Origin of the sequence: Paracoccus versutus (genome assembly GCF_000763885.1) — a bacterium.
In the GTDB taxonomy this organism is placed as follows: domain Bacteria; phylum Pseudomonadota; class Alphaproteobacteria; order Rhodobacterales; family Rhodobacteraceae; genus Paracoccus; species Paracoccus versutus.
Genome location: NZ_JRKO01000006.1, coordinates 39,236 through 61,401 on the forward strand (window position 1 = coordinate 39,236; position 22,166 = coordinate 61,401).

General features: G+C 64.4%; 18 protein-coding genes. 13 read left to right on the forward strand and 5 right to left on the reverse strand.

The features are described from left to right. Nucleotides 1-44: 44 nt before the first annotated feature. The 3 genes from IT40_RS03700 to IT40_RS03710 form a co-directional block, all read right to left on the reverse strand. The gene (locus tag IT40_RS03700; RefSeq protein WP_243700182.1) at nt 45-1,259 is read right to left on the reverse strand and encodes an ABC transporter substrate-binding protein; all 1,215 of its coding nucleotides are present in this window, start codon (nt 1,257-1,259) and stop codon (nt 45-47) included. Nucleotides 1,260-1,314: 55 nt separating this feature from the next. Continuing rightward, complete coding sequence (locus tag IT40_RS26590) at nt 1,315-2,202, reverse strand: EthD domain-containing protein (RefSeq protein ID WP_052095724.1); 888 nt, start codon at nt 2,200-2,202, stop codon at nt 1,315-1,317. Nucleotides 2,203-2,433: 231 nt separating this feature from the next. Beyond that, on the reverse strand, nt 2,434-4,041 hold the full coding sequence (locus IT40_RS03710; protein WP_036750794.1) for a GMC family oxidoreductase: 1,608 nt from the start codon (nt 4,039-4,041) through the stop codon (nt 2,434-2,436). A gap of 101 nt (nt 4,042-4,142) precedes the next feature. Here IT40_RS03710 and IT40_RS03715 point away from each other — a divergent pair, with 101 nt between their 5' ends. From IT40_RS03715 to IT40_RS03725, 3 genes are all read left to right on the forward strand, one after another. After that, nucleotides 4,143-5,585: an NAD-dependent succinate-semialdehyde dehydrogenase gene (locus IT40_RS03715; RefSeq protein WP_036750797.1), complete on the forward strand. Its 1,443-nt coding sequence runs from the start codon at nt 4,143-4,145 to the stop codon at nt 5,583-5,585. 323 nt (nt 5,586-5,908) lie between these two features. After that, entirely contained in the window at nt 5,909-6,949 is a 1,041-nt protein-coding gene (locus tag IT40_RS03720) for a cupin domain-containing protein (protein ID WP_036750961.1), read from the forward strand. 76 nt (nt 6,950-7,025) lie between these two features. Then, entirely contained in the window at nt 7,026-8,672 is a 1,647-nt protein-coding gene (locus IT40_RS03725) for an FAD-dependent oxidoreductase (RefSeq protein WP_052095725.1), read from the forward strand. 75 nt (nt 8,673-8,747) lie between these two features. Here IT40_RS03725 and IT40_RS03730 read toward each other — a convergent pair whose 3' ends face one another. Continuing rightward, entirely contained in the window at nt 8,748-9,425 is a 678-nt protein-coding gene (locus IT40_RS03730) for a dienelactone hydrolase family protein (protein WP_036750799.1), read from the reverse strand. A gap of 125 nt (nt 9,426-9,550) precedes the next feature. Between IT40_RS03730 and IT40_RS03735 the strand changes: the two genes are divergently transcribed. The 6 genes from IT40_RS03735 (at nt 9,551) to IT40_RS03760 (ending at nt 16,813) form a co-directional block, all read left to right on the forward strand. After that, complete coding sequence (locus IT40_RS03735) at nt 9,551-10,735, forward strand: CaiB/BaiF CoA transferase family protein (protein WP_036750965.1); 1,185 nt, start codon at nt 9,551-9,553, stop codon at nt 10,733-10,735. An 87-nt stretch (nt 10,736-10,822) separates the two neighbouring features. Next, nucleotides 10,823-12,067 (forward strand): cytochrome P450, encoded by a 1,245-nt coding sequence (locus tag IT40_RS03740; protein ID WP_244273994.1) that lies wholly within the window; start codon nt 10,823-10,825, stop codon nt 12,065-12,067. Nucleotides 12,068-12,123: 56 nt separating this feature from the next. Further along, on the forward strand, nt 12,124-12,327 hold the full coding sequence (locus IT40_RS03745; protein WP_036750803.1) for a ferredoxin: 204 nt from the start codon (nt 12,124-12,126) through the stop codon (nt 12,325-12,327). After that, entirely contained in the window at nt 12,320-13,558 is a 1,239-nt protein-coding gene (locus tag IT40_RS03750) for an NAD(P)/FAD-dependent oxidoreductase (RefSeq protein ID WP_036750807.1), read from the forward strand. The genes IT40_RS03745 and IT40_RS03750 overlap by 8 nt, the downstream gene beginning before the upstream one ends. A 22-nt stretch (nt 13,559-13,580) precedes the next feature. Next, on the forward strand, nt 13,581-15,071 hold the full coding sequence (locus IT40_RS03755; RefSeq protein WP_036750810.1) for an aldehyde dehydrogenase family protein: 1,491 nt from the start codon (nt 13,581-13,583) through the stop codon (nt 15,069-15,071). A 29-nt stretch (nt 15,072-15,100) separates the two neighbouring features. Then, complete coding sequence (locus IT40_RS03760; protein WP_036750967.1) at nt 15,101-16,813, forward strand: GMC family oxidoreductase; 1,713 nt, start codon at nt 15,101-15,103, stop codon at nt 16,811-16,813. A 59-nt stretch (nt 16,814-16,872) separates the two neighbouring features. Here IT40_RS03760 and prpB read toward each other — a convergent pair whose 3' ends face one another. Next, complete coding sequence (gene prpB / locus IT40_RS03765; protein ID WP_036750971.1) at nt 16,873-17,772, reverse strand: methylisocitrate lyase; 900 nt, start codon at nt 17,770-17,772, stop codon at nt 16,873-16,875. A gap of 114 nt (nt 17,773-17,886) precedes the next feature. On the opposite strand from prpB, the gene IT40_RS03770 reads away from it, so the two are divergent. The 4 genes from IT40_RS03770 (at nt 17,887) to IT40_RS03785 (ending at nt 22,157) form a co-directional block, all read left to right on the forward strand. Continuing rightward, nucleotides 17,887-19,026, forward strand: a complete 1,140-nt coding sequence (locus tag IT40_RS03770) for a CaiB/BaiF CoA transferase family protein (RefSeq protein WP_036750814.1) — start codon at nt 17,887-17,889, stop codon at nt 19,024-19,026. Further along, nucleotides 19,023-19,922, forward strand: a complete 900-nt coding sequence (locus tag IT40_RS03775; RefSeq protein ID WP_036750816.1) for a fumarylacetoacetate hydrolase family protein — start codon at nt 19,023-19,025, stop codon at nt 19,920-19,922. The genes IT40_RS03770 and IT40_RS03775 overlap by 4 nt, the downstream gene beginning before the upstream one ends. 71 nt (nt 19,923-19,993) lie before the next feature. Further along, entirely contained in the window at nt 19,994-21,205 is a 1,212-nt protein-coding gene (locus IT40_RS03780) for an ABC transporter substrate-binding protein (RefSeq protein ID WP_243700181.1), read from the forward strand. A gap of 70 nt (nt 21,206-21,275) precedes the next feature. Continuing rightward, nucleotides 21,276-22,157: a branched-chain amino acid ABC transporter permease gene (locus IT40_RS03785; protein WP_036750827.1), complete on the forward strand. Its 882-nt coding sequence runs from the start codon at nt 21,276-21,278 to the stop codon at nt 22,155-22,157. Nucleotides 22,158-22,166 lie beyond the last annotated feature (9 nt).

Here is a 22,166-nt window from a genome sequence, read left to right on the forward strand (position 1 = left end):
GAGTGTGGCGACGTCATCTTGGGCGGGGTGCCGCTTTTGCCGGATCAGTTCTTTGCGCCCGGTTTGAATTTCGACAGATCTGGGGTGCTCAAGGTTGTCCCTGCATCCTTGACCTCGACGAAGGTGAACCAGTTGTCATCCGGCGAACCATGGTGGTTTTCCTTGCCGAATTCATAATGAGCTCCCTCGCGGCCTTGCAGGCCGTAGAAGCTACTCATTTCTTCGATTGCATCCTTTAACGCCACACGGGCGCCCGCAATGTCGTCTGCCGCCAGCCGTTCCTGCACGGCCGGAGCGGCTGCCGCCGCGAAGATGATCTGGGCCGTGTCATAGCCAAGAAGGGGATACATGGTGGGCTGATGCTCGACGCCAAACTTGGTATCGAGTCTCACGAAGAAATCCTGTACCTCTGGCCGTTCCATATCGACCGTATTTGGGATCAGAATGCCATCGCTTGCCTCTGCGGCCATCTCGCGAAGCGCTTTCAGCAAGGCGCTGCGGGCCACCACCGTCGGCACATTCAGGTCAAGCTGGCGCATGGTCCGCAACACACGCGCGCCATCGGCAGAATAAGGATAGACGATGACCGCATCCGGTTCTGCCGCTTTCAGACTGAGGATCTGCGGCGAAAGGTCCACTGCATTGATCTCGTACGCTTCTTTCTGGACGATATCGATTCCCTGCTCCGCCAGCGCCTTGCTAGAGGCTTCGATGCCATCCAGACCGAAGTTCAGGGTGTTGCCGATCAGCGCAACCCGCTTGAACCCTTGCGCGGCCAACATATCGGCGATCGCCTGCGCATCCTGGCCATTGCGGGGACCGACACGGAAAACATAGCCAGCCGGATTGTCGGTCAGGTTGTCCGTCGCCAATGCCATCAGCAGCAGCGGAATCTCATATTCGTTCGCGACCGGGATCATCGAGATCGAGGTGTCGGGATGGGCACCGGTGATGGCGATGGCGCCGTCATCCTCGGCACAGCGCGTCGCGGCCGTTCCGGCAAGCTGGAAGTCCATCTTAATGTCATAGACGACGATCTCGACGTTTCTGCCGGCGATGCCTCCTGCCGCATTCTTCTCGTCGACGGCAAGGCGCAGCCCGTTCAGAGCAAGCTGTCCCACCTCTGCCGCGCCATTGGACTGGTCATCGGCCGAACAGATGATGATCGGTTTCAACTCCTCGGCCAACGACACGCAGGGTGGTGCCAACATCAAAAGCGACAAGAACCCAGCCGCAAGGGCGAACCTTCCGTAAGTCATGCTATCCTCCATTGCATGAATGATGGTCGAGACCGTCCGGCAGCGCGTAAGCGCGTCACGGATGGACGAAAAGGCTGCGCAGCAGAGCGTCACTGCCCTGTTCGGCTGCGCCCGCCTGATGAATGGTGCGCATAATGTCGAGCCCGCGCATGCCCAACGGGGTTGGCTGCCCGTCAGCAACCATCCGATACCTTGCGGCGACTCTATAGATCGCGAACCGGTCAAGTGGGACGCTATCCAGTTCCCCGATGACATCCGCGATTTCCCCGAGCGATTTTTCGGCTTCCCTCCGTATCCGCAGGGCCGCGATATAGTTCAGACCCGCTACCTGACCGGCAACATTCGGGGTGTTCCACCACTCGTGATTGCCTTGGGTAAGCGTGTGGCCGGTCATCGGCTTCAGCGCCGGATCGGCTTTGGAAATGCCTTCGGCGATACGTGCAAGCGCCTTGCCGACCTCTTCGGGTTCGGGGCTTTGCGCGCTTTGGAAAAGCACATAGACTTGTTCCGGTGCCTGCACCTCGGGGTCGATGTTCTCGGTTTCGATCCAGACATCCTCGGACCAGACCGTCCGCGCCTCGGCGCTGAGCGGGATGGAGACCACGCGACTGAACAGGATCTGCTCGTCCCGGCGAATGAAATCGCTGACTTGGCTGGACGCGAGCCCGCTAGAGCCGGAACTTGGCGCGAAGATCACCTCGGCAATGCCGTCGATCGGATTGCTCGCGGGGGGCTGTCCCGGCGGCGTGAAGGGATCGGGAAGCAGGTGATACTGGACATAAGAGGTAAAGCCGGGAACCCGGGTTGCAAGAACGCCGTGAACGTCGCGCCAGTAGCGCTGGAACAGATCGCTCGATATGTCGCCGCGCCGCTCGAGGATCGCGACAAGGGAATCCATGCGGCCGGTCGGTTCGGTAGCGGATGCGGTCTCAGCGCTCTGCATGACGGACCCCGTTGATGCAAAGGGCGGCCATTGACTCCCAAGCCTGAGATTCCTGGTTGTGTCGGGCAGGGGTGGGTCTACGGACAAGTCCTTGAAAGTGCATTTGATTATCGGTCCTTGATTTTTTCTATTGCGCACAGAACCCGCAGAGGCAGGTTGTCGTTGTGCATGAAAAAACAGCCCCTCCGAGGCTGCGGGGCGGTTCCGGCCTCTGTACCGTGATGGTCGTCATCAGGCGAGTTCTGTCTGGATCAGGTCGCCGGCCCGCGCCGCCAGCATCAGGGTCGTGGCCATCGTATTCCCCGAAATCAGCGTGGGCATGACCGAGGCATCGACAACCCGGAGTTTTCTGAGTCCTCGCACACGAAGCGCCGGATCCACAACCGCCATCGGATCGCCGTCCGGCCCCATCCGCGCGGTGCCGACGGGGTGGAAGGTGGTCGATCCGGTCCGATAGCAATAGTCCAGCAGTTCGTCGTCGGTCTGGACATCCGGCCCCGGCGTCAGTTCCGCATCGACATAGCGGCGCAAGGCATCGCTTCCCATCAGCCTGCGGGCCAGTTTCAGGCCGGCCAGCATGGTCTGCCGGTCGGTTTCGTCATCCAGATAGTTCGGCTGGATCTCGGGGTTTACGGAAAGATCGGTCGAAAGGGTTCGCACCTGGCCACGGCTGTTGGGACGATGCTGCCACATGCCGCAGGTTATGCCCGGCTCGGTCGCCAGCCCTTGCGCGCCATAGCTCGCGGGGAAGAAAATGCCCTGAAGGTCAGGGAAATCCAGTTCGGCGCGCGATTTGGCAAAGATCTGCACAAGCGATGGCGGAAGGCCCAGTAGGCTGGGCCGCCCAAGCGCCCAGCGGAGAACCTCGCCCACCAGACGCAGGCCGCGCGACTTTTCGTTGAATGTTCCGGTTCCTGTGACACGCGCGGTTACGGTCGAATAGTAATGATCCTGCAGATTTCCGCCGACCCCGGGCAGATCATGGACGACGTTGACGCCGATTGCCTGTAGCGCCTTGGCATCGCCGATGCCCGAAAGGTTCAGCAGCCTGGGCGTATTGATGGCGCCGGAACTTATGATGACCTCGCGACGGGCCAGGATGCGGGCACCGGGTTGCCGTGTCCGCATATCGACCGTATCGATCCCGCGCGCCGTCTTGTCCTCGATGATGATCCGGCTTGCCAGAGTATTCGTCCTGACCTCCAGATTGCTGCGCGACCGGGCGGGACGCAGGAAGGCGGTCGCGGCGCTGACCCGCTTCTGATTTTCGATGATCGTCTGGTAATATCCGACGCCGAACTGGTCTTTGCCATTGTAATCGGCGTTGAAGGGCAGGCCCAGGCGTTGTGCCCCTTCGATGAAAGCGGCGGACAGCGGTTCGCGGTATCCCACATCGGTGACGGGCATGGCGCCTTTCCGTCCCCGAAATGCCCCGTCTCCGCCCTCGCGGCGTTCGATCTGCTTGAAATAAGGCAAGACATCTGCATAGCGCCAGCCGGTATTGCCCATCTGTGCCCAGTCGTCGAAGTCCCGGGCCGTCCCGCGGACAAAGATCATCCCGTTGACCGAGGTCGATCCTCCCAGCGTCTTGCCCTGCGGCAGCGACACCGCCCGACCTCCGGTCCGGTCGGTGGGGGCGGTTGCAAAATGCCAGACATAGTCAGGGTTGGGCAGGATCTTTGTGAAACCCGCCGGTATATGGATGAAGCGGTGGTTGTCATCAGGCCCCGCCTCAAGCAGGCAGACGGAGTATCTGCCCCCTTCGGACAGCTTGCATGCAAGCACTGAGCCCGCTGCCCCTGCGCCGACGACCACGTAGTCAAATGTCGCTGTCTCCAATTCCGCCTCCCTCGGCCGTTAGAGAGCTTCAATGGTTCTTCCATTGACCTATGTGGTATGTCAATCATAACTTTCACAAGTTTCACGCGGCGGGAGGTAATATGAGCGCTGTTGATTATCCGAATTCCGAACTGCTGATCGCGGGCGTCTGGCGCCAGGGGGCCGACAACGCAACGTATGAGGTGTCCAATCCCGCGACGGGCCGCGTGATCGGCAAAACGGCCCAGGTTGGGGCCGGTGATCTTGATGAAGTCGCTGCCGCCGCCTGGACTGGCTTTCTGGCCTGGCGCGACGTGCCGGCCCATGATCGCAGCCTGAAATTGCGGGCGGCGGCGCAACGGTTGCGCGATCAGGCAAACCAGATCGGGCATGTCATCACGCTGGAGCAGGGCAAGCCGCTGACTGAGGCCGTCGGTGAGGTGCTGACGTCCGCGGACGTCATCGACTGGTGTGCCGAAGAGGCCAAGCGCACCTATGGTCGGGTGATTCCGCCGCGCAATCCGCAAGCCCGGCAAATGGTCCTGCGCGAACCCATTGGCCCGGTGCTGGCGATCACGCCATGGAATTTTCCCATGTTGCAGGCCGCACGCAAGCTGTCCTCGGCTCTGGCGGCGGGGTGCTCGGTGATTCTGATGGGTTCGCGCAACACGCCTGCGACGCCTGCGCTTCTGATCCAGGCCTTTGTCGAGGCCGGAATTGGTGCCAATGCAGTGCAGGTCATCTCGGGCGATCCACAGGCCGTCAGCGAAAGGCTGATTGCCGATCCGCATGTCCGCAAGGTGACCTTCACCGGCTCGACCGAAGTCGGAAAGCGCATCGCCGCGCTGGCGGGGCAGCATATGAAACCCGCGACGATGGAACTAGGCGGCCATGCGCCGGTGCTGATCTTTGACGATGCCGATCTGGATCGGGCGATTCCCGAACTTGTCGGGTTCAAGTTCATGAATGCGGGTCAGGTCTGCGCCTCGCCGACGCGGCTTTTGGTGCAGGCGGGCATTCACAAACGCTTCGTCGAGAAATGGACCGAAGCGGCACGGCAGATCGTCGTCGGCGATGGGCTGGCGGCCGGTACCGGCATGGGGCCTTTGGTGAGCGATGCACGCAAGAATGCTGTTGATTCGCTGATCGAAGAGGCGGCGAGTTGTGGCTCTCCCGTGGTCAGGGAGCGAGCGGGCGACCTGCCCCGGCTGGGCAGCTTCCTTGCGCCGACCCTGCTGACCGATGTGCCCCCTCATGCGCGGATCATGAACGAGGAGCCCTTTGGCCCGGTGGCCGCAGTGTTCCGTTTCGAAACCGCCGACGAGGCCATCGCCGAGGCCAATCGGTTGAGCTATGGCCTGTGCGCTTATGCCTATACAGGAGAACTGTCGCTGGCTAACCGCATCACCCGCGAAGTCGAGGCCGGTTCGGTGTCCGTGAACCACATCAACGTCGCCCTGCCGGAGGTGCCGTTTGGCGGGATCCGGGATTCGGGCTATGGCAGCGAGGGCGGCGCCGAGACGACCGAGCCCTATCTGGTGACGAAGTTCGTCTCGATGCTTTGAACGCATCCGCTGTCCGGGCTGCGCATGGCTCGGACAGATTCCATCTTTTGCAGATCGGCAAGCGACGCCACGTCGCCAAAAAACCCCCGGTGACACTTGCCGAGACGCTGCATGTTCGGGGTGCCTCGCCGTCGCATTGGACCTCTTCAGATTTCGCTCTCCATACTCGGCATCGTGTTTTGTGCGGGTGCAAGCAAAACCTAATGGTTGATCCATTGACAAATGCTTTCCGCTGGCACATGATAGCTTCGAGGGCATGGGATCTTCCGGCCCGGATGGGGCTGACGGTCCACTGTAACCGGCTGATATGAATGGAGGAGTGCATGGCTGAGGTGCAGATGGTTGATGCCGATGAGCGGCGGACGCTGATTGCCGAACTTGAGAAATACAATTTTCGGGTCAGCTCGCCCGACCGCCCCTTGTTCACCAAGGAGCCGAATTCCTCCATGGTGCCGGTCCTGTGGAAGGCCGGGGATATTGCCGAACAGCTGGAACAGATCGGCTCGCGGCTGAAGCTTCAGGCGGGGGGCGCGCGCCGGACCCTGCAACTCAGCAATCCTGGACTGCCTTATGGCACGACGCCGACCTTTTGGGTGTCGATCCAGTATATCCTGCCCGGAGAGATCGCGACGGCGCACCGTCACATGGCCTCGGCATTGCGCTTCATCATGCAGGGCGAGGGGGCCGATACCACCGTCGACGGCGAAATGTATCAGATCAACGAGGGCGATCTGGTGCTGACCCCGAACTGGACCTGGCACGATCACGAACACAAGGGCAGCGAGCCGATGGTCTGGATCGATGTCCTGGACATCTCGCTGGTGCGGTCCTGCCATGCCGTGTTCTTCGAGGATTTTGAATCCGCGCGGCAGACACCCAATGTGATCCCGGACGAATCCTATCGCCGCTTCGGCAGCGGCCTGATGCGGCCGCTGCGCCGGCCCGAGCCGAAGAAATACAGCCCGCTGCTCGCCTATACTAGCGCCATGTCTGAAGAGGCGCTGCGGCAGGCAGCGGGGCTCGACCCGGATCCCTATGACGACGTGATCCTGGAATATCAGAACCCTTTGACCGGCGAGTCGGCCCTGCCGACCATCGGCACGCGGCTGCAGATGCTGCGTCCGGGCACGCACACGCGCGCGCATCGTCACACTGGCAGTGCCGTCTATTACGTGGTGCGGGGCGAGGGGGCGACGATCATCGACGGCCGGCGTTTCGAGTGGGCCAAGGGCGATTTCCTGGCGCTGCCGCCTTGGGCCGTGCATGAGCATCTCAATACCGGGCAAAGCGAAGCCGTATTGTTCCAGGTGAACGACATCCCCGCCCTCGAGAAGCTCGGCTTCTATCGCGAGCAGCCGGCCTGACGCGGAACCTCGTCGCGGGCCTTGCCCGCAGTCACCAGGCGCGCGCTGCGCCTGCCACCATTCAGGGAAGATAAGTATGGACACTCCTGTTTTGATCGTCGGCGCTGGCCCGATCGGCCTGGCGCTCGCCGGGGATCTGGGCTTTCGCGGCACCGCTTGCACGCTGGTCGAGCGGAGCGACGGCCAGATCCTGCAACCGAAAATGGACATGGTCGGCATCCGCACCATGGAGTTCTGCCGCCGCTGGGGCATCGTGCCCTGGGTGGAAAGTGCCGGCTACAACCGCGCCTATCCGCAGGATTGCGCCTGGGTGACGTCGCTGACCGGCCACGAATTCGGGCGCGAGGTCTTTCCGGCCCCGCAGGACGAGAAATGCCCGGCGCAAAGCCCGCAGAAGCGCGAGCGCTGCCCGCAGAATTTCTTCGACCCGGTGCTGCGCCGCTTTGCCAGCCAGTATCCGTATGTCTCCCTGCGCTACCGCACCGAGCTGATCGGCTTCGTCGAGGACGAGGACGGCGTTCTCAGCACGCTGCGCGACCTCGAAAGCGGCGAGACCTTCGAGATCCGCTCGCAATACCTGGTCGGCACGGATGGCGGGGCCAGCAGCGTGCGGCAGGCGCTGGGCATCGCCATGTCGGGCGAGCCGACCCTGACCTATACCACCAATGTGGTGTTCCGCACCGAAAACCTGGAAGGGCTGCACCACCTGCGCCCGGCCTATCGCTATATCTTCATCGGCCCCGAGGGAACCTGGGCCACGCTCGTCGCCATCAACGGCCGCGACCAGTGGCGCTTCTCGCTGGTGGGGGACGACAGGATGCAGACCCATTCCGAGGAGGTGATGCGCGCAGCCATCATCCGCGCGGTCGGCAAGGAGTTCGATTTCGAGATCCTGTCGTTGTTGCCCTGGGTCCGTCGCCAGCTAGTCGCGGACAGCTATGGCACCAAGCGGGTTTTCCTGGCCGGGGACGCGGCGCACCTGACCTCGCCCACCGGCGGCTTTGGGATGAACACGGGCATCCAGGACGCGGTGAACCTGTCGTGGAAGCTTGCCGCGACGATCGAGGGCTGGGGCGGACCGAACCTGCTGGGCTCCTACGAGGCAGAGATGCGGCCGGTGGCGATCCGCAACGTGTCCGAGGCGACCGGCAACCTCAAGCGGATGCTGTCGCCGCGGGTGGTTTCTCCGGGCCCCGAGATGTTCGCCGACACCCCCGAAGCGGAGCAGAAGCGCCGCGAGTTCGGCGAGGCCTATACCGAGCTGATGAAGCGGGAATGGTTCTCGATCGGCATCCATCTTGGCTATATGTTCGAGGGCTCGCCCATCGTCATTCCCGACGGCACGCCCCGTCCCGAGGATACCGTGCAGACCTATACCCCGACCTCGCGGCCCGGCTCGCGCGCGCCGCATGTCTGGCTTGAGCCCGGCAAGTCGATTCTCGACCTGTTCGGCAAGGAATTCGTCCTGTTGCGCTTTGGCGAGGATGCGCCCTCCGGCGACGGGCTTGCCACTGAGGCGGCAGCGCGCGGGGTGCCGTTCCGGGTCGTCGCCATCGACAATGCCGAAGCCGCGGCACTTTACGAACGCCGGCTCGTCCTGGTGCGGCCGGACGGGCAAGTGGTCTGGCGCGACGACGCCGCCCCGGCGCGGCCGAGCGAGATCATCGACGCCGTGCGCGGCATCGCCGACGGCCAGGCGCTGGGCATCCGCAGTGCGGCCTGAGCGCGGCATTGATCGGCAGCTTCGGGGCGCGGCGGGAAACCCGCCGCGCCTTTTCATCTATCTGCCCGACCCGGCCTACGGCTTGCCGTCCATATGACGGTCGAAAAAGGCCAGGCTGCGCTGCCAGGCCAGGGTGGCGGCGGGTTCCACATAGCTGGCCCGCTCGGTGCAGCCGAAGCCGTGCCCGGCTTCATAGATGAAGACCTCGACATCCGGGCGGGCGTTCCGCACCTGCAGCGCGTCCTCCAGCGGGATGGCGTGATCCTTGTCGCCATAGTGCAACTGCACGGGACAGTTCAACCGGGCATCGAGATCGGCGGCGATTCCGGTGCCGTACCAGCCGACCGCGGCATCGAAAGCCGTGCTGCGCGAAGCGGCCTGCCAGCACAGCGCGCCGCCCATGCAGAAGCCGATGATTCCCTTGCGTCCGGGCAGCAGCGCTGCCGCCGCCAGAATGTCGTCGAGCGCCAGGGCCTCGTCGAGTTGGCGCCGGATTGCCATGCCCTCCTGCGCCTCCTCGCGGCTGTAACCGCGCTCATAGCCGCGGCTGACGCGGTCGAAAAGAGCAGGGGCAATGACGCGATAGCCCAGATCAGCCAGTTTTTGGCACACCGAGCGGACGTAGTGATTCACGCCGAAAATTTCCTGCACCACGACCAGCGAACGGGTGGCTGCGGGCGGGCCGGCGCACCAGGCCGAAAGGACGTGGCCGTCGCTTGCGGTGACGTCGATAAAGCCGGGGGTTTTGTACATAGGGCACCTTTCCGAAAGTCCTGTCTATTTCTGCTTGACTTCTATCCAGCAGTTGAGGATAAAAGTCAAAGGTTGAGCCAATGTGCCATTCGGTCGATGCCGGAGGCGAGAAAGAAGGAGGCGTCATGACCGGTGCTTTGGATGGAATCCGCGTGCTGGACTTCACGCAGATGATGAACGGCCCCATGGGGACCATGCTTCTTGCGGATTTCGGGGCGGACGTGATCAAGGTCGAGCCGCCGCAGGGCGACACGTTCCGCAAGACAGGCGAGACGTTCCTGGGCGACGATGCTGCCTATTTCCTGACGATGAACCGCAACAAGCGCAGCGTCGTCCTTGATCTCGGCACGGAGGCAGGCAAGCGAGCCGCCCGCGAACTGGCGAAGCATGTCGACATCGTCGCGGTGAACTTCCGTCCGGGCATCGCCGAGAAGCTGGGGATCACCTACGAGGAACTCAGCGCCGAGAATCCCGGGCTGATCTATTGCCAGACCACCGCCTTCGGGACTGAAGGCGACGACAGCACCCGTCCGGGCATGGATCCGGTGATCCAGGCGTTGTCTGGCCTGATGCAATTGACCGGCGACGAAAAGACCGGTCCGCTGAAGACCGGCATGCCCTATTGCGACCTGATCACGCCCCTGCTTTCAACCATCGGCGTCATGGCCGCCCTGAACGCCCGGCAGAAGACCGGCAAGGGCCAGCGCATCGACCTGTCGATGATGGACGCCACCATCTACAGCATGATCCCGCGCGATTCCTATTACTTCTCGACGGGCGATACGCCGGCCCGCATGGGCAATGCGCATTGGCAGATCGTGCCCTATAATACCTATGAGACCTCCGACAAGCGCCACGTCATGATCATCGCCCATACCGACAAGTTCTGGCGGGCGTTGGCGGGGGCGGTGGGGGCTGACGATCTCCTGGCGGATGAGCGCCTTGCGACCAAGGAGGGGCGTCTGGCCCATCGCGAGATCGTCGATGCCGGGCTGGCGCGAGCCTTTGCAAAAAAGCCCATGGCGCATTGGAACAAGGTGCTTCTGGAAGCCGGGACCATGTTCGCGCCGGTGGCGACCTTCGACGAGGTTTTCGCGGATCCGCGCATCCAGCGCGACTTGGTGGTCGAACTGGATCATCCGCGGGCGGGCCGCTTCAAGCTTCTGGCCAATCCGCTGAAGCTTTCGGGAACGCCGCTGAGAAAGGTCTCGCGCCCGCCGGTCCTGGGGGAGCATACCGAAGAGGTTCTGGCTGAATTCGGCATCGTCCTGGACAGGGAAGGCCGGACCGGTAGGCTTGAGGAGGCCTGACCGGCGCCGATACGACAAGCTGCATCGGTCGATGCAGCGACCCGAATAACGGGACCTGGGTGGACAGGTTCCAAGGAGGAGAAAGCAATGTACCCGTCGTCCATTGACACGTCAGAGCGTTCCGTCGGTGAAGACGGGCTGCCGAACTTTCCGATGCGGCGTTGTCCCTTTGCGCCGCCGGCGGAATATGCCGAAATCCGCAAGAAGCCGGGGCTGAGCAAGGTCCGCATGCCGGACGGCGCCTGGGCGTGGATCGTCACCCGCCATAACGAGGTCAAGCAGGTGCTGGGCGACAACCGCTTTTCCACGGTGCCCTCGACGCCCAACTATCCGATGATCGCGCCGGCGCGCGCGTCGCTGCTACGCAACGAGCATCCCGCGACGCTGATCCGCATGGACCCACCCGAACACACCAAGCATCGCCGGATGTTCTCGCGCGAGTTCATGGTCAAGACCGTCGAGGCGATGAAGCCCTATCTGAACGATCTCGTCGACCGGCTGCTCGACGAGATGGAGGCCAAGGGCGGCAGCTGCGATTTTGCCGAGGTCTTCGCCCTGGCGCTGCCGACCACAGTGATCTCGAACATGCTGGGCGTGCCCTACGAGGACCAGGAATATTTCCACGAACGCGCCCTGCAGAAGCTCGACCTGAAGGCGGACCCTGAAGTTCCGCTGCGGGCCGGGCGCGAAATGCGCGAGTATCTGGACGGGCTGATCACCCGCAAGCTCGAGGCGGCCGAGCCGGCAGACGACCTGATCACCCGGATGCTGCACAACTACATGCTGCCCGGCCACATCACCCGCGCGGAGGCGCTGGCGACCGCCGAGCTTCTGCTGATGGGCGGGCACGAGACCACGGCGAACATGATCGCCCTTGGCTGCCTTTCGCTGCTGCTGCACCCCGATCAAAAGGACGCACTGGTGGCCGACCCGTCGCTGGTGGTGGGCGCGGTCGAGGAGATGCTGCGTTTCCACACCATCGTGCATTACAACGGTCCGCGGGTGGCGCTGGAGGATGTCGAGGTTGGCGGAACCCTGATCCGCAAGGGCGACGGGGTTTTGGCGCTGATCAGCGCCGCGAACCGTGACCCGGCCGCCTTCGACGATCCCGACCGCTTCGACATTCGCCGCAAGGCGCTGCATCATGTGGCCTTCAGCTTCGGTTCGCATCAATGTCTGGGCCAGGCCCTGGCGCGGGCCGAGCTGCAGATCGTGTTCAGCAAGCTGTTCCAGCGCTTCCCGAACCTGAAGCTTGCGGTCCCGGTCGAGGAGCTGGAATTCCGCTATGACGCTTTCGTCTACGGTATCGAAAAGCTCCCCGTCACCTGGTGACGGGGGAAACGCCCGAAGCGCCCCGGCGCCCGCGGCTGCCAATGAGGAGGATGGCAATGAAAATCACGGTCGATATGGACAAGTGCATTGGCGCGGGGCTTTGCGTGGTCGCGGCTCCCCAGGTCTTTGCGCAGAACGACGATGACGGGCTGGTGATCGTGCTGAACGAGAACCCGCCTGCGGATCAGCACGAAGCGGTGCGCGAGGCGGCCCGCCTGTGCCCGGCTCTGGTCATCCATCTGCAGGACGACAATGACTGATTCCGAGATCGTGATCGTTGGGGCGGGACAGGCCGGCTATCAGCTTGCCGGCGCTCTGCGAGATGCTGGCCACCGGGGCCAATTGGTCCTGATCGGGGACGAGGCGGAACTGCCCTACCAGCGCCCGCCGCTCTCCAAGGCGTTTCTCAGCGGCGCCATCGGCGCCGAGGCGCTGACCTTCCAGCAGCCGGTGCATTTCGAAAGCAAGGGGATCGACCTGCGAATCGGCACCCGGGCCGAGCGGCTGGACCGGGTGGGCCGCAGGTTGATTCTCGCCGATGGAAGCGACATCGGCTATGACAAGCTGGTGCTGGCGACCGGCGCGGCGAACCGCGTGCTGCCGGGTTCCGAAGGAATCGATGGTGTGCACAGCATCCGCACCATCGCTGATGCCCGCGCGATCCGGGAGCGGCTTGAGCGCAGCAGGAATGCCGTCGTCATCGGTGGCGGCTTCCTTGGCCTGGAATTCGCTGCCGTGGCGCGCGAATGGGGCTTGGCTGTCAGCATCGTCGAGGCCGGTCCGCGCCTGATGGGACGTGCCATATCGCAGCCGATGGCTGAGGCTTTCCGGGCACATCACGTCGCGCTGGGAAGCCAGCTTTTCCTGCAGGCCAAGGTCCGCCGGCTGATTGCCGAAGCCGGCGAGATCAGCGCCGTCGAACTCGAGGACGAGATCCTTCTGCCTGCCGATCTGGTCGTGGTCGGCATCGGAGTCGAGCCGCATGTCGCGTTGGCGCGGGATGCCGGGATCGATTGCGACAATGGCATTGTCGTTGATGATCGCCTTGCCACCAGCGATCCTTCCATCTTCGCGCTGGGCGATTGCGCGGTGTTCCCTTCGCGTTTCGCCCTGCAGCCGTCGCGGCTGGAGTCGATCCAGAACGCCATGGACCAGGCCCGGCATCTCGCGGCCGTGCTGACCGGCAAGCCCGCCGCATATGACGCGGTGCCATGGTTCTGGAGCGACCAGGGCGGCGCCAAGCTGCAGATCGCCGGCCTTGCGCAGGGAACCGACCGCGAGGTGCTGCGGGGCGATGTCTCCGGGATGAAATTCTCGGTCTTCTGCTATCGCGGCGATCGGCTGGTCGCGGTGGAATCCGCCAACCGGCCTGCCGATCATATGGCCGCGCGTCGCCTGCTGACGGCCGGGCTGTCGCCCACCCCCGAGCAGGCGGCCGATCCCGGCTTTGACCTGAAATCCCTGTTCGCCGCGGCGCAGCCCGCCGCGTGAACCGCAACCAGGACGTGGACAGATGACATTGCACCCCGGGCTTTCCGCCGACGCCGCCAGCTTCATTTCCGGCAGGCATCTGCTGCTGATCGACGGGCAATGGGTCAGCCCGAGCGAGGGGCGGCGCTTCGAGGTGTTCGATCCGGCGACGGGGGCCGTGGTCGCTGCCGCATCCGAGGCTAGGGCCGAGGATGTCGATCTGGCGGTGGCGGCGGCGCGCCGGGCGCTGGACGGGCCCTGGTCGCGCTTTTCGGGGCCCGAGCGGGCGCGGCTGCTGATGCGCCTTGCCGACCTGATCGAGGCCAACGGCGAATTGCTGGCCCAGGTCGAGGTGGTCGACAACGGCAAGCCCCTAGCCCTAGCCCGGGCCGGCATTGCTGGCGTTGCCGAAATGGTGCGCTATTTCGCTGGCTGGACGACCAAGCTGAACGGCGAGACCGTCAAGGTTTCGCTGCCAGGCGAATGGCACGCCTTCACCAGCCATGTGCCGATCGGCGTGGTCGCGCAGATCATCCCGTGGAACTTTCCGCTGTCGATGGCGATCTGGAAGCTGGCGCCCGCTTTGGCGGTGGGCTGCACGGTGGTGCTGAAACCGGCCGAGCAAACACCGCTCAGCGCGATCAAACTGGGCGAGCTGATCCTGGAGGCGGGGTTTCCGCCCGGCGTGGTGAACATCCTGACCGGCTTCGGCTCGGGCGCCGGTGCCGCGCTGGCCCGGCATCCGGGCGTGGACAAGGTCGCCTTTACCGGCTCGACCGGCACCGGCAAGAAGATTGTCGAGGCCGCGCTGGGGAACCTCAAGAAGGTCACGCTGGAACTGGGCGGAAAATCCCCCGTCTTCATTTTTCCCGATGCCGATATCGATGCGGCGATCCAAGGCGCGGCAAATGCCATCTTTCTCAACAGCGGGCAGGTCTGCTCGGCCGGCTCGCGGCTCTACGTCCATGAGCGGGTTTTCGACCAGGTGGTCGAAGGCGTGGCGGCGATCGGTGACAGCATGACGCTGGGGCACGGGCTGGACGCCGGAACGCAGCTGGGGCCGCTGATATCTGCGGTGCAGCGCGATCGGGTATCGGACTATATCGACAGCGGGCTGGCCGAGGGTGCCCGGATCGCGGGCTCGGGCGCCAAGCCGCAAAGTGAGGGATACTTCGTTGCGCCAACAGTCTTGGTCGATACCCGCCCCGACATGCGCGTCGTCCGCGAGGAGATCTTCGGCCCGGTGCTGGTGGCCCAGAAATTCGGCAAGGACGAGGACCTTGCCGTCTTGGCCCACACCGCGAACGATACAGAATACGGGCTGTTCGCTGGCATCTGGACCTCGGACATCGGCAGGGCGCTCCGCTTTGCGCGGCAGATCCGGGCCGGGTCCGTCTCGGTGAACGCGCATATGGTCAATGAGCCGGCGCTGCCCTTCGGCGGCTTCCGCCAATCCGGATGGGGCCGTGAGCGCGGGCGCGAGGTGCTGGAGCTTTATACCGAATTGCAGAGCGTGGCCATCAGGCTGGCCTGAAAGGGATGGCCAAAAGGGCCGGGAGCAAGATGTCGGACTATGACTTCATCATCGTGGGCGGCGGCTCGGCGGGCTGTGTCTTGGCCAACCGCCTGTCGGCGCGGGCCGCGAACCGGGTGCTGCTGTGCGAGGCCGGGCCGGATACGCCCGTGGGTGAGGAGCCGCCGGCGATCCTCGACAGCTATCCGGGCACGGCCTATCTGAACCCGGGGTTTCTCTGGCCCGATCTGATGGTCACGACCGAAGGCGTGGCTTCGTCGAACAGCGCGGCGCCGCCGCGGGCGCGCAAATACGAACAGGCGCGGATCATGGGCGGCGGCTCCTCGGTCAACGGCCAGTTCTTCAATCGCGGCGGTCCCTCGGATTACGACGAATGGGCGGCGCGGGGGGCGGCCGGCTGGGATTGGGACTCGGTCCTGCCCTGGTTTCGCAAGGTCGAGACCGATCTCGATTTCGACGGGCCGCTGCATGGAAAGGACGGGCCGGTCCCGGTCCGGCGGATCTTCCCCGATGCCTGGCCCGGCCATGCCAAGGCGCTGGCCGAAGCGATTGCCGAGCAGGGCTATCGCTACCTGCCCGATCAGAACGGGCCGTTCGAGGACGGTTACTTCCCCATCGCCATCTCGAACCGGGACGAGCGGCGGGTATCCTCGGCCATGGCCTATCTGGACGATGCGACCCGACGGCGCGCCAATCTTCACATCCGCTCGGATGCGACGGTCAGCCGGCTGGTGTTCGACGCCGGGCGCTGCACCGGCATCTGCCTGGTCAGGCCGGACGGGCAGGAGGAGCAGCATCGCGCCGGAACCGTGATCCTCAGCGCCGGGGCCCTGCAATCGCCGGCGATCCTGATGCGGTCGGGGATTGGACCGGCCGCGCATCTGGCCGAGAACGGGATCGAGCTGCGGCAGAACCTGCCCGGCGTGGGGCAGAACCTGATGGAACATCCGTCCATCGCGCTGGCCGCTTTCTTGCGCCGCGCGTCGCGGCTGAACGGGGGACCGAGCCGGCGGCATATCTATGTCGGCTGGCGCTATTCCTCGCAGATCGGCGGTGCGCCGGCCGGCGACATGTTCGTGGCCGGGGTGACCAAGACTTCTTGGCACGCGGTAGGCGACCGGATCGGCACCATGCTGATGTATGTCAACAAACCCCATTCCGATCGGGGCGCGGTGCGGCTGCGCGGCGCGGACTGGCGGGTGAACCCGGCCGTCGATTTCAACCTGCTCTCGGACAACCGCGATCTGGACCGGCTGACCGATGGGTTTCGTCGCATGGCTGCCGTCCAGCTGAGTGGAGCGATGCAGGCCGCCACCGCCAACCCCTTCCCGGCCAGCTATTCCGAGAAGGTCCGCCAGATCGGCATGCTGAGCCGCAAGAACAAGCTGCTGACCGATGCGCTTGCGACCCTGCTGGACGGGCCTGCACCGCTGCGCGACTTTCTGATGCGCCGGGTGGTCGCGGGCGGTCCGGGCCTGCATGAGCTGCTGGCCGATCCGCAGGCGCTGGAGACTTTCGTACGCGGCGCCTGCGTCGGGGTCTGGCACCCGTCCTGCACCTGCCGGATGGGCGCCGCCGACGATCCGCTGGCGGTGCTTGACCCGCAGGGCCGGGTGCGCGGCATCGGCGGGCTGCGCGTCTGCGACGCCTCGATCTTTCCGGTGATCCCCTCGGGCAACATCAACTTCCCGACCATGATGGCGGCCGAGAAGATCGCCGATTCCATCCTGTCGGGCGCATAGGCCCGACCGCCCCGGCATTCAAAGGCAAGGCCCCGCGCTCTGCGGGGCCTGCTATCGTTTCAGGGCAGCGCCGTGGCGATGATCGAGGCGTCCAGGGCCTCGAACTCGTGATAGCCGATGGTGTCGTAAAGCTCGGCCCGGGTCTGCATCTGCTCCAGTATCGCCTTGGTGGCACCGGTGTCGCGAATCGTCGCGTAAAGCTGTTCCTGCGCACGGGCGGCGACGCGCAGCGAGCTGACCGGCCAGATCACCATGCTGTAGCCCAGCTCCTGGAACTCCTGCGCCGTCAGAAAGGGCGTGCGGCCGAACTCGGTCATGTTGGCCAGAAGCGGTGCGTCCACCTGCCGGGCGAATTCGCGGAACATCTCGGGCGTGGTCAGCGCCTCGGGGAAGATCGCATCCGCGCCCGCCTCGAGATAGAGCTTCGCGCGGGCCACAGCGCCCTCCATGCCCTCGCTGGCGGCAGCATCGGTGCGGGCGACGATGTAGAGATGCCGGCGCGCCTTGGCCGCCGCGGCGATCTTGGCCGCCATGTCCTGTGGCGCGGCCAGCTTCTTGTCGTTCAGATGCCCGCATTTCTTGGGCAGCAACTGGTCTTCCAGATGCACGGCCGCCGCGCCCGCATCCTCGAAGGCGCGGACCATGTGCATGACGTTCAGTGCCTCGCCATAGCCGGTGTCGCCGTCGACCAGAACCGGCAGCCCCGATGCGCGCGCGGTCTGCCGGATGAAGAAGCAGACATCCTCGACCGAGATGATGCCAAGATCCGGCAGGCCCATGGACGCGCTCATCGCCGCCCCGGACAGATAGGCGGCCTGGAAGCCCGCGCGCTTGACCTGGATCGCGGCCAGGCCGTTATGCGCGCCCGGCAATTGCAGGATGTCCTGCGATTCGACGAGCGCGCGAAAGCGTTCGCCGGCGGGTGCTGTCTCAAGACTTCCGGCAAGCAGATATGTCATGGTGTTCTCCTTTCTGGCCAGGAACGGCCGAAGCAAATCATGCGAATGAGACTTTACAGCATGAATGGGATAAAGTATCAATGGTTCATCCAATGAAGTAAATCGGAATCGAAGATGACGATCGAAAGCCCTACCATCGCCGACCGCCCCCTGAGCGGGATCACAGTGATCGAAACATCGAGTTTTCTGACCGGCCCGTTCGCGTCGATGATGCTGTCGGACCTGGGGGCGGACGTCATCAAGGTCGAGCCGCCCGGGGGCGACGGCTTTCGCCGGTTCGGCCATAATCGCGACGGGTTTGGCGCCTCGTGGACCAATGCCAACCGCGGCAAGCGCAGCATCGTCATCGACCTGAAGACGGCCGAGGGCATGGCGCGGCTGAAGCATCTGCTGACGACCGCCGATGTGTTGATCGAGAACTGGCGCCCGCGTGTTTCCGAATCGCTGGGCCTGGGCGAGGATGTGGTGCGCGAGCTTAATTCGCGGCTGATCCGGCTGTCGATCAACGGCTTCGGCAAAAGCGGCGCGCTTGCCAATGCCCCGGCCTTCGACTCGCTGATCCAGGGCCGCACCGGCATCGTCGCCTCCGAGGGCCGCAACGGCATGCCTGCCGTGACGCCCTTCAACATGGTCGACAAGGTGACCGGCACGTTCGGCGCCCAGGCGGTTCTGGCCGCGCTTTACGAGCGCGAGCGCACCGGCAAGGGCGCGGTGATCCAGCTGCCGATGCTGGACGTGATGGGCTATTTCAATTTTCCCGACATGTTCCAGCACCGCACCTTCCAGAACGACCGCAGCGATTGGAAGCCGCCGGCGTCGCAGGTACTCGCGACCTCGGATGGCTATGTCGTGATCTCGCCCGCGAACGGGCAGCAGATGTCCAAGACCCTCAACGCCATCGAGCGCCCGGAGTGGAAGGAGGACTTCAAGCGGATGCCCGATCCCGTCGCGATGGCGAATGAATTCTTCCGCCGCGTGGGCGAGGTGGTCGTGCAGAAGGACACGAAGCACTGGCTGCGCGTCTTCGCCGAGCAGGACGTGCCGGCCGCGCCGGTATTCAGCCTGGACGAGTTCCTTCAGGATGGGCAGGTGGCCCATAACCGGATCTTCAGCAAAGTCGACTCGCATATCGGCCCGATCCGCACGGCGCGGCATCCCGCGATCTTTGACGACCGACTGATGACGGCGCGCTCGGGTCCGCCGGCCATTGGCGAACACGATGCCGAGATCGCCCCGGCCGGAGGTGAGTCATGAAGCTGGTCGGTTTTGACGGTGGCCGCATCGGAGTCGCGCTGGAAGACGGCATCGTCGATATTACCGCGCTGTCCGGCGTCCCGGCCGGAAGCTGGCCGCCGGTGGGCATGGTCCGGCTGATCGCGGATTTCGACGGCTTGCGCCAGGCCATTGCAGAGGCGGTGGCCGGCGGACCGCGCCTCGACCCGGCGCAGCTGCGGCTCGAGGCACCGGTGCAATGGCCCAACAAGCTGATCGCCTATCCGGCGAATTACCAGGCCCATATCGAGGAGCAGATCACCTCGAAGGTCGGGCTGATCTCGACCTTCAAGGCCAGCGGCCAGGGCTTCTTCCTGAAGGCTAATTCCAGCCTCAGCGGGCCGTCCGATCCCATCGTCCTGCCCGCTTTGCCGGATCGCGACATCCATCACGAATGCGAACTGGCCGTCGTCATCGGCAAGGGCGGGAGGGGTATTCCCCGCGAGCGGGCGATGGAGCATGTCTTCGGCTTTTCCTGCCTGCTCGACATGGTGGTGCGCGGCCGCGAAGAGCGGGTGATGCGCAAGTCCTTCGACAGCTTCTGCCCGCTGGGTCCGCATATCGTCACCGCCGACGAGATCGCCGATCCCGCCGCAATCAGCCTTGAGCTGCGCGTGAACGGCGAACTGCGCCAGCAGGCCAGCACCCGCGATCTGATCGTCGACATCCCCGAGATGATCGCCATGGCCTCTTCGGTCATGACGCTGTGCCCGGGCGACATCATCGCCAGCGGCACGCCCGCGGGCGTGGGGCCGGTGGTCGGTGGCGACGTGGTGACCATCTCCATCAGCGGGGTAGGAGAGATGAGCCTGCCCGTGGTTCAGGGCGCCGCCGGCGCCCATTCGGTCTGGGACAAGCAGGAGGCCTTGTCGGCCTAGCGAAACCGTCGGAGCCCGGCGGCATGAACACGGGCCCGGTACAACGGAACATGTCATCGAGGGAGGAGCGAATGACAAGAACAGGAAAAGGGTTGCTGAGGACCGGCGGCCTGGCGTTGGCAATGACCGCGCTCATGGCGGGCACGGCGCTGTCCAAGGATGCGATCCGCATCTGCTCGATCGATGATCGCAGCGGCGCGGCTGCCGATACCGGCAATGAAAGCTATCGCGGCCTGAAGATGGCGGTGGAGGCCGCGAATGCCGCGGGCGGCATCAACGGCCACATGATCGAGATGATCGAATATGATGGCAAGACCGACCCCCAGCTTTCCGCAAGCTTCGCTGCCCGCTGCGCCGAGGACGACAATGCGCTGTTGATCATCGGCGGCAATCCCGCCGGTCCCGCGGCGGCGGTCATGCCCATTGCCGGTGAATACGACATTCCGTTCTTCATGCTGTCGGCGGGCACCGACAACCTGACCGACAATCCGGCGCCCTGGCTTTTCCGCTTCGGCCCGCGCAACGCCCAGGACGCGATCGCCTATGCGCAGCTGCTGGATCAGCAGGGCTTCAAGAAGGTCGCGCTGATCTACAACACGCTGCCCTTCGGTCTGGACAGCGCCACCGTCGCCCGCAAGTATCTTGCCGAACACGGCATCTCGGTCGTGGCCGAGGAAGGATACGATATCGCGGCGACCGATCTTTCGCCGCAGGTGCTGAACCTGAAGGCCTCGGATGCCGAGGCGGTGCTGGTCTTTCCTTATCCCGCCGACGGGGCGCGGGTGCTGAAGACGCTGGATCAGCTGCAGGTGGGCAAGCCCGTGGTCGTCAGCCGCAGCGCGCTGCTGAAGACACTGCGCGAGATTGCCGGCCCGGCCAGCGACGGCATCCTGATCCCCAACACCGTGGACACCGGGCGGGCGGATGTGCAGGCGTTCTTCCAGGCCTATGAACAGGCCTATGGCGAGGAGACCCAGCCGACCCTCTATCCGGTGATCGGCTACGACGCCGGCATGGTCGCCCTTCAAGTCATGGCGCGGCCCGATGTCATGGCCGCCATCGAAGGCGGGGACATCCAGGCGGCACGCACCGCTCTGCGCGATGGCGTGCTGGCCCAAGGCACGTTCAAGGGGCTGCAAGGCAAGGAAACCGCCAGCTACAGCTTCGCCGACGACAAGCGGCACGGTTCGCCCGACCAGGATTGGTTCATCTTCACCACGGTTGCCAATGGCGGGGCCGATCTGGTTCCCCCGGATCTGAGCAAGTTCGTCCCGGCGCACTGACTGGCTCCGCGGCCTTCGCGATCTCGGTCGCGGAGGCCGCCCGAAACCAACCAAGAAGGGAGGCCGTTACATGGACAAGTTCAGTGTCCTGCTTTTCTCGGGTCTTACGAATGGCAGCGTCTACGGCCTCGTCGGACTTTCGCTTTCGCTGATCTATGGCGCCAACCGCGTGATCAATTTCGCTCAGGGCGAATTCGTCATGATCGGCACCATGTCCGCGATCCTGTTCATGGCAACCTACAATTTGTCGCTTCCGGTGGCGCTGGTCCTGACGCTGGGGGTTGTGCTGGCCATGGCGCTTGCGCTTGAATTCGCGGTCTATCTGCCGCTGCGCAGGCGCGGTGCCCCACCCCTGACCATCATGATCGGCACCATGGCCTTTGCCATCACCACCATGGGATTGGCGCTTCTGGTCTGGGGCCCCAACCAGCTTTCCGTGCCCAACATCCTGCCGATGGAGCCCATGACCGTGGGCCCGCTGATCACCAACTGGCAGCAGCTTGCGATCATCGGCGCCTTCGTGGCCTTTCTGGGGCTGACCTGGTTCATCCTCTATCGCACCTCGTTCGGCCTGGCGATCCGCGCCACCGGCGTCGACCCCAAGGTGGCGCTGCTGATGGGCATCCGTTCGGACCGGATCGTGCGTTTCGCCTTCCTGTTCAGCGCCACCGTCAGCGGCCTTGCCGGCGTGCTGATCGGGCCGCTGCTGGGCGGGCAGATTTCCATCGGTGTGGCCCTGACGGTCAAGGGCTTCATGGCGGCCATCCTAGGGGGTCTTGGCAGTCCCTTCGCTGCCGCGGCCGGCGGCCTGGCCATCGGCGTCGCCGAAGCGATGATCGCCGGCTACGGCAACAGCCTCTATGCCGAGCCGATCATCTTCCTCATCATTCTCATGATCCTGTTCGTGCGGCCCTATGGCCTGCTCGGGGACTTCGAAGCCGCCCGGAGGTAAGCGAGATGC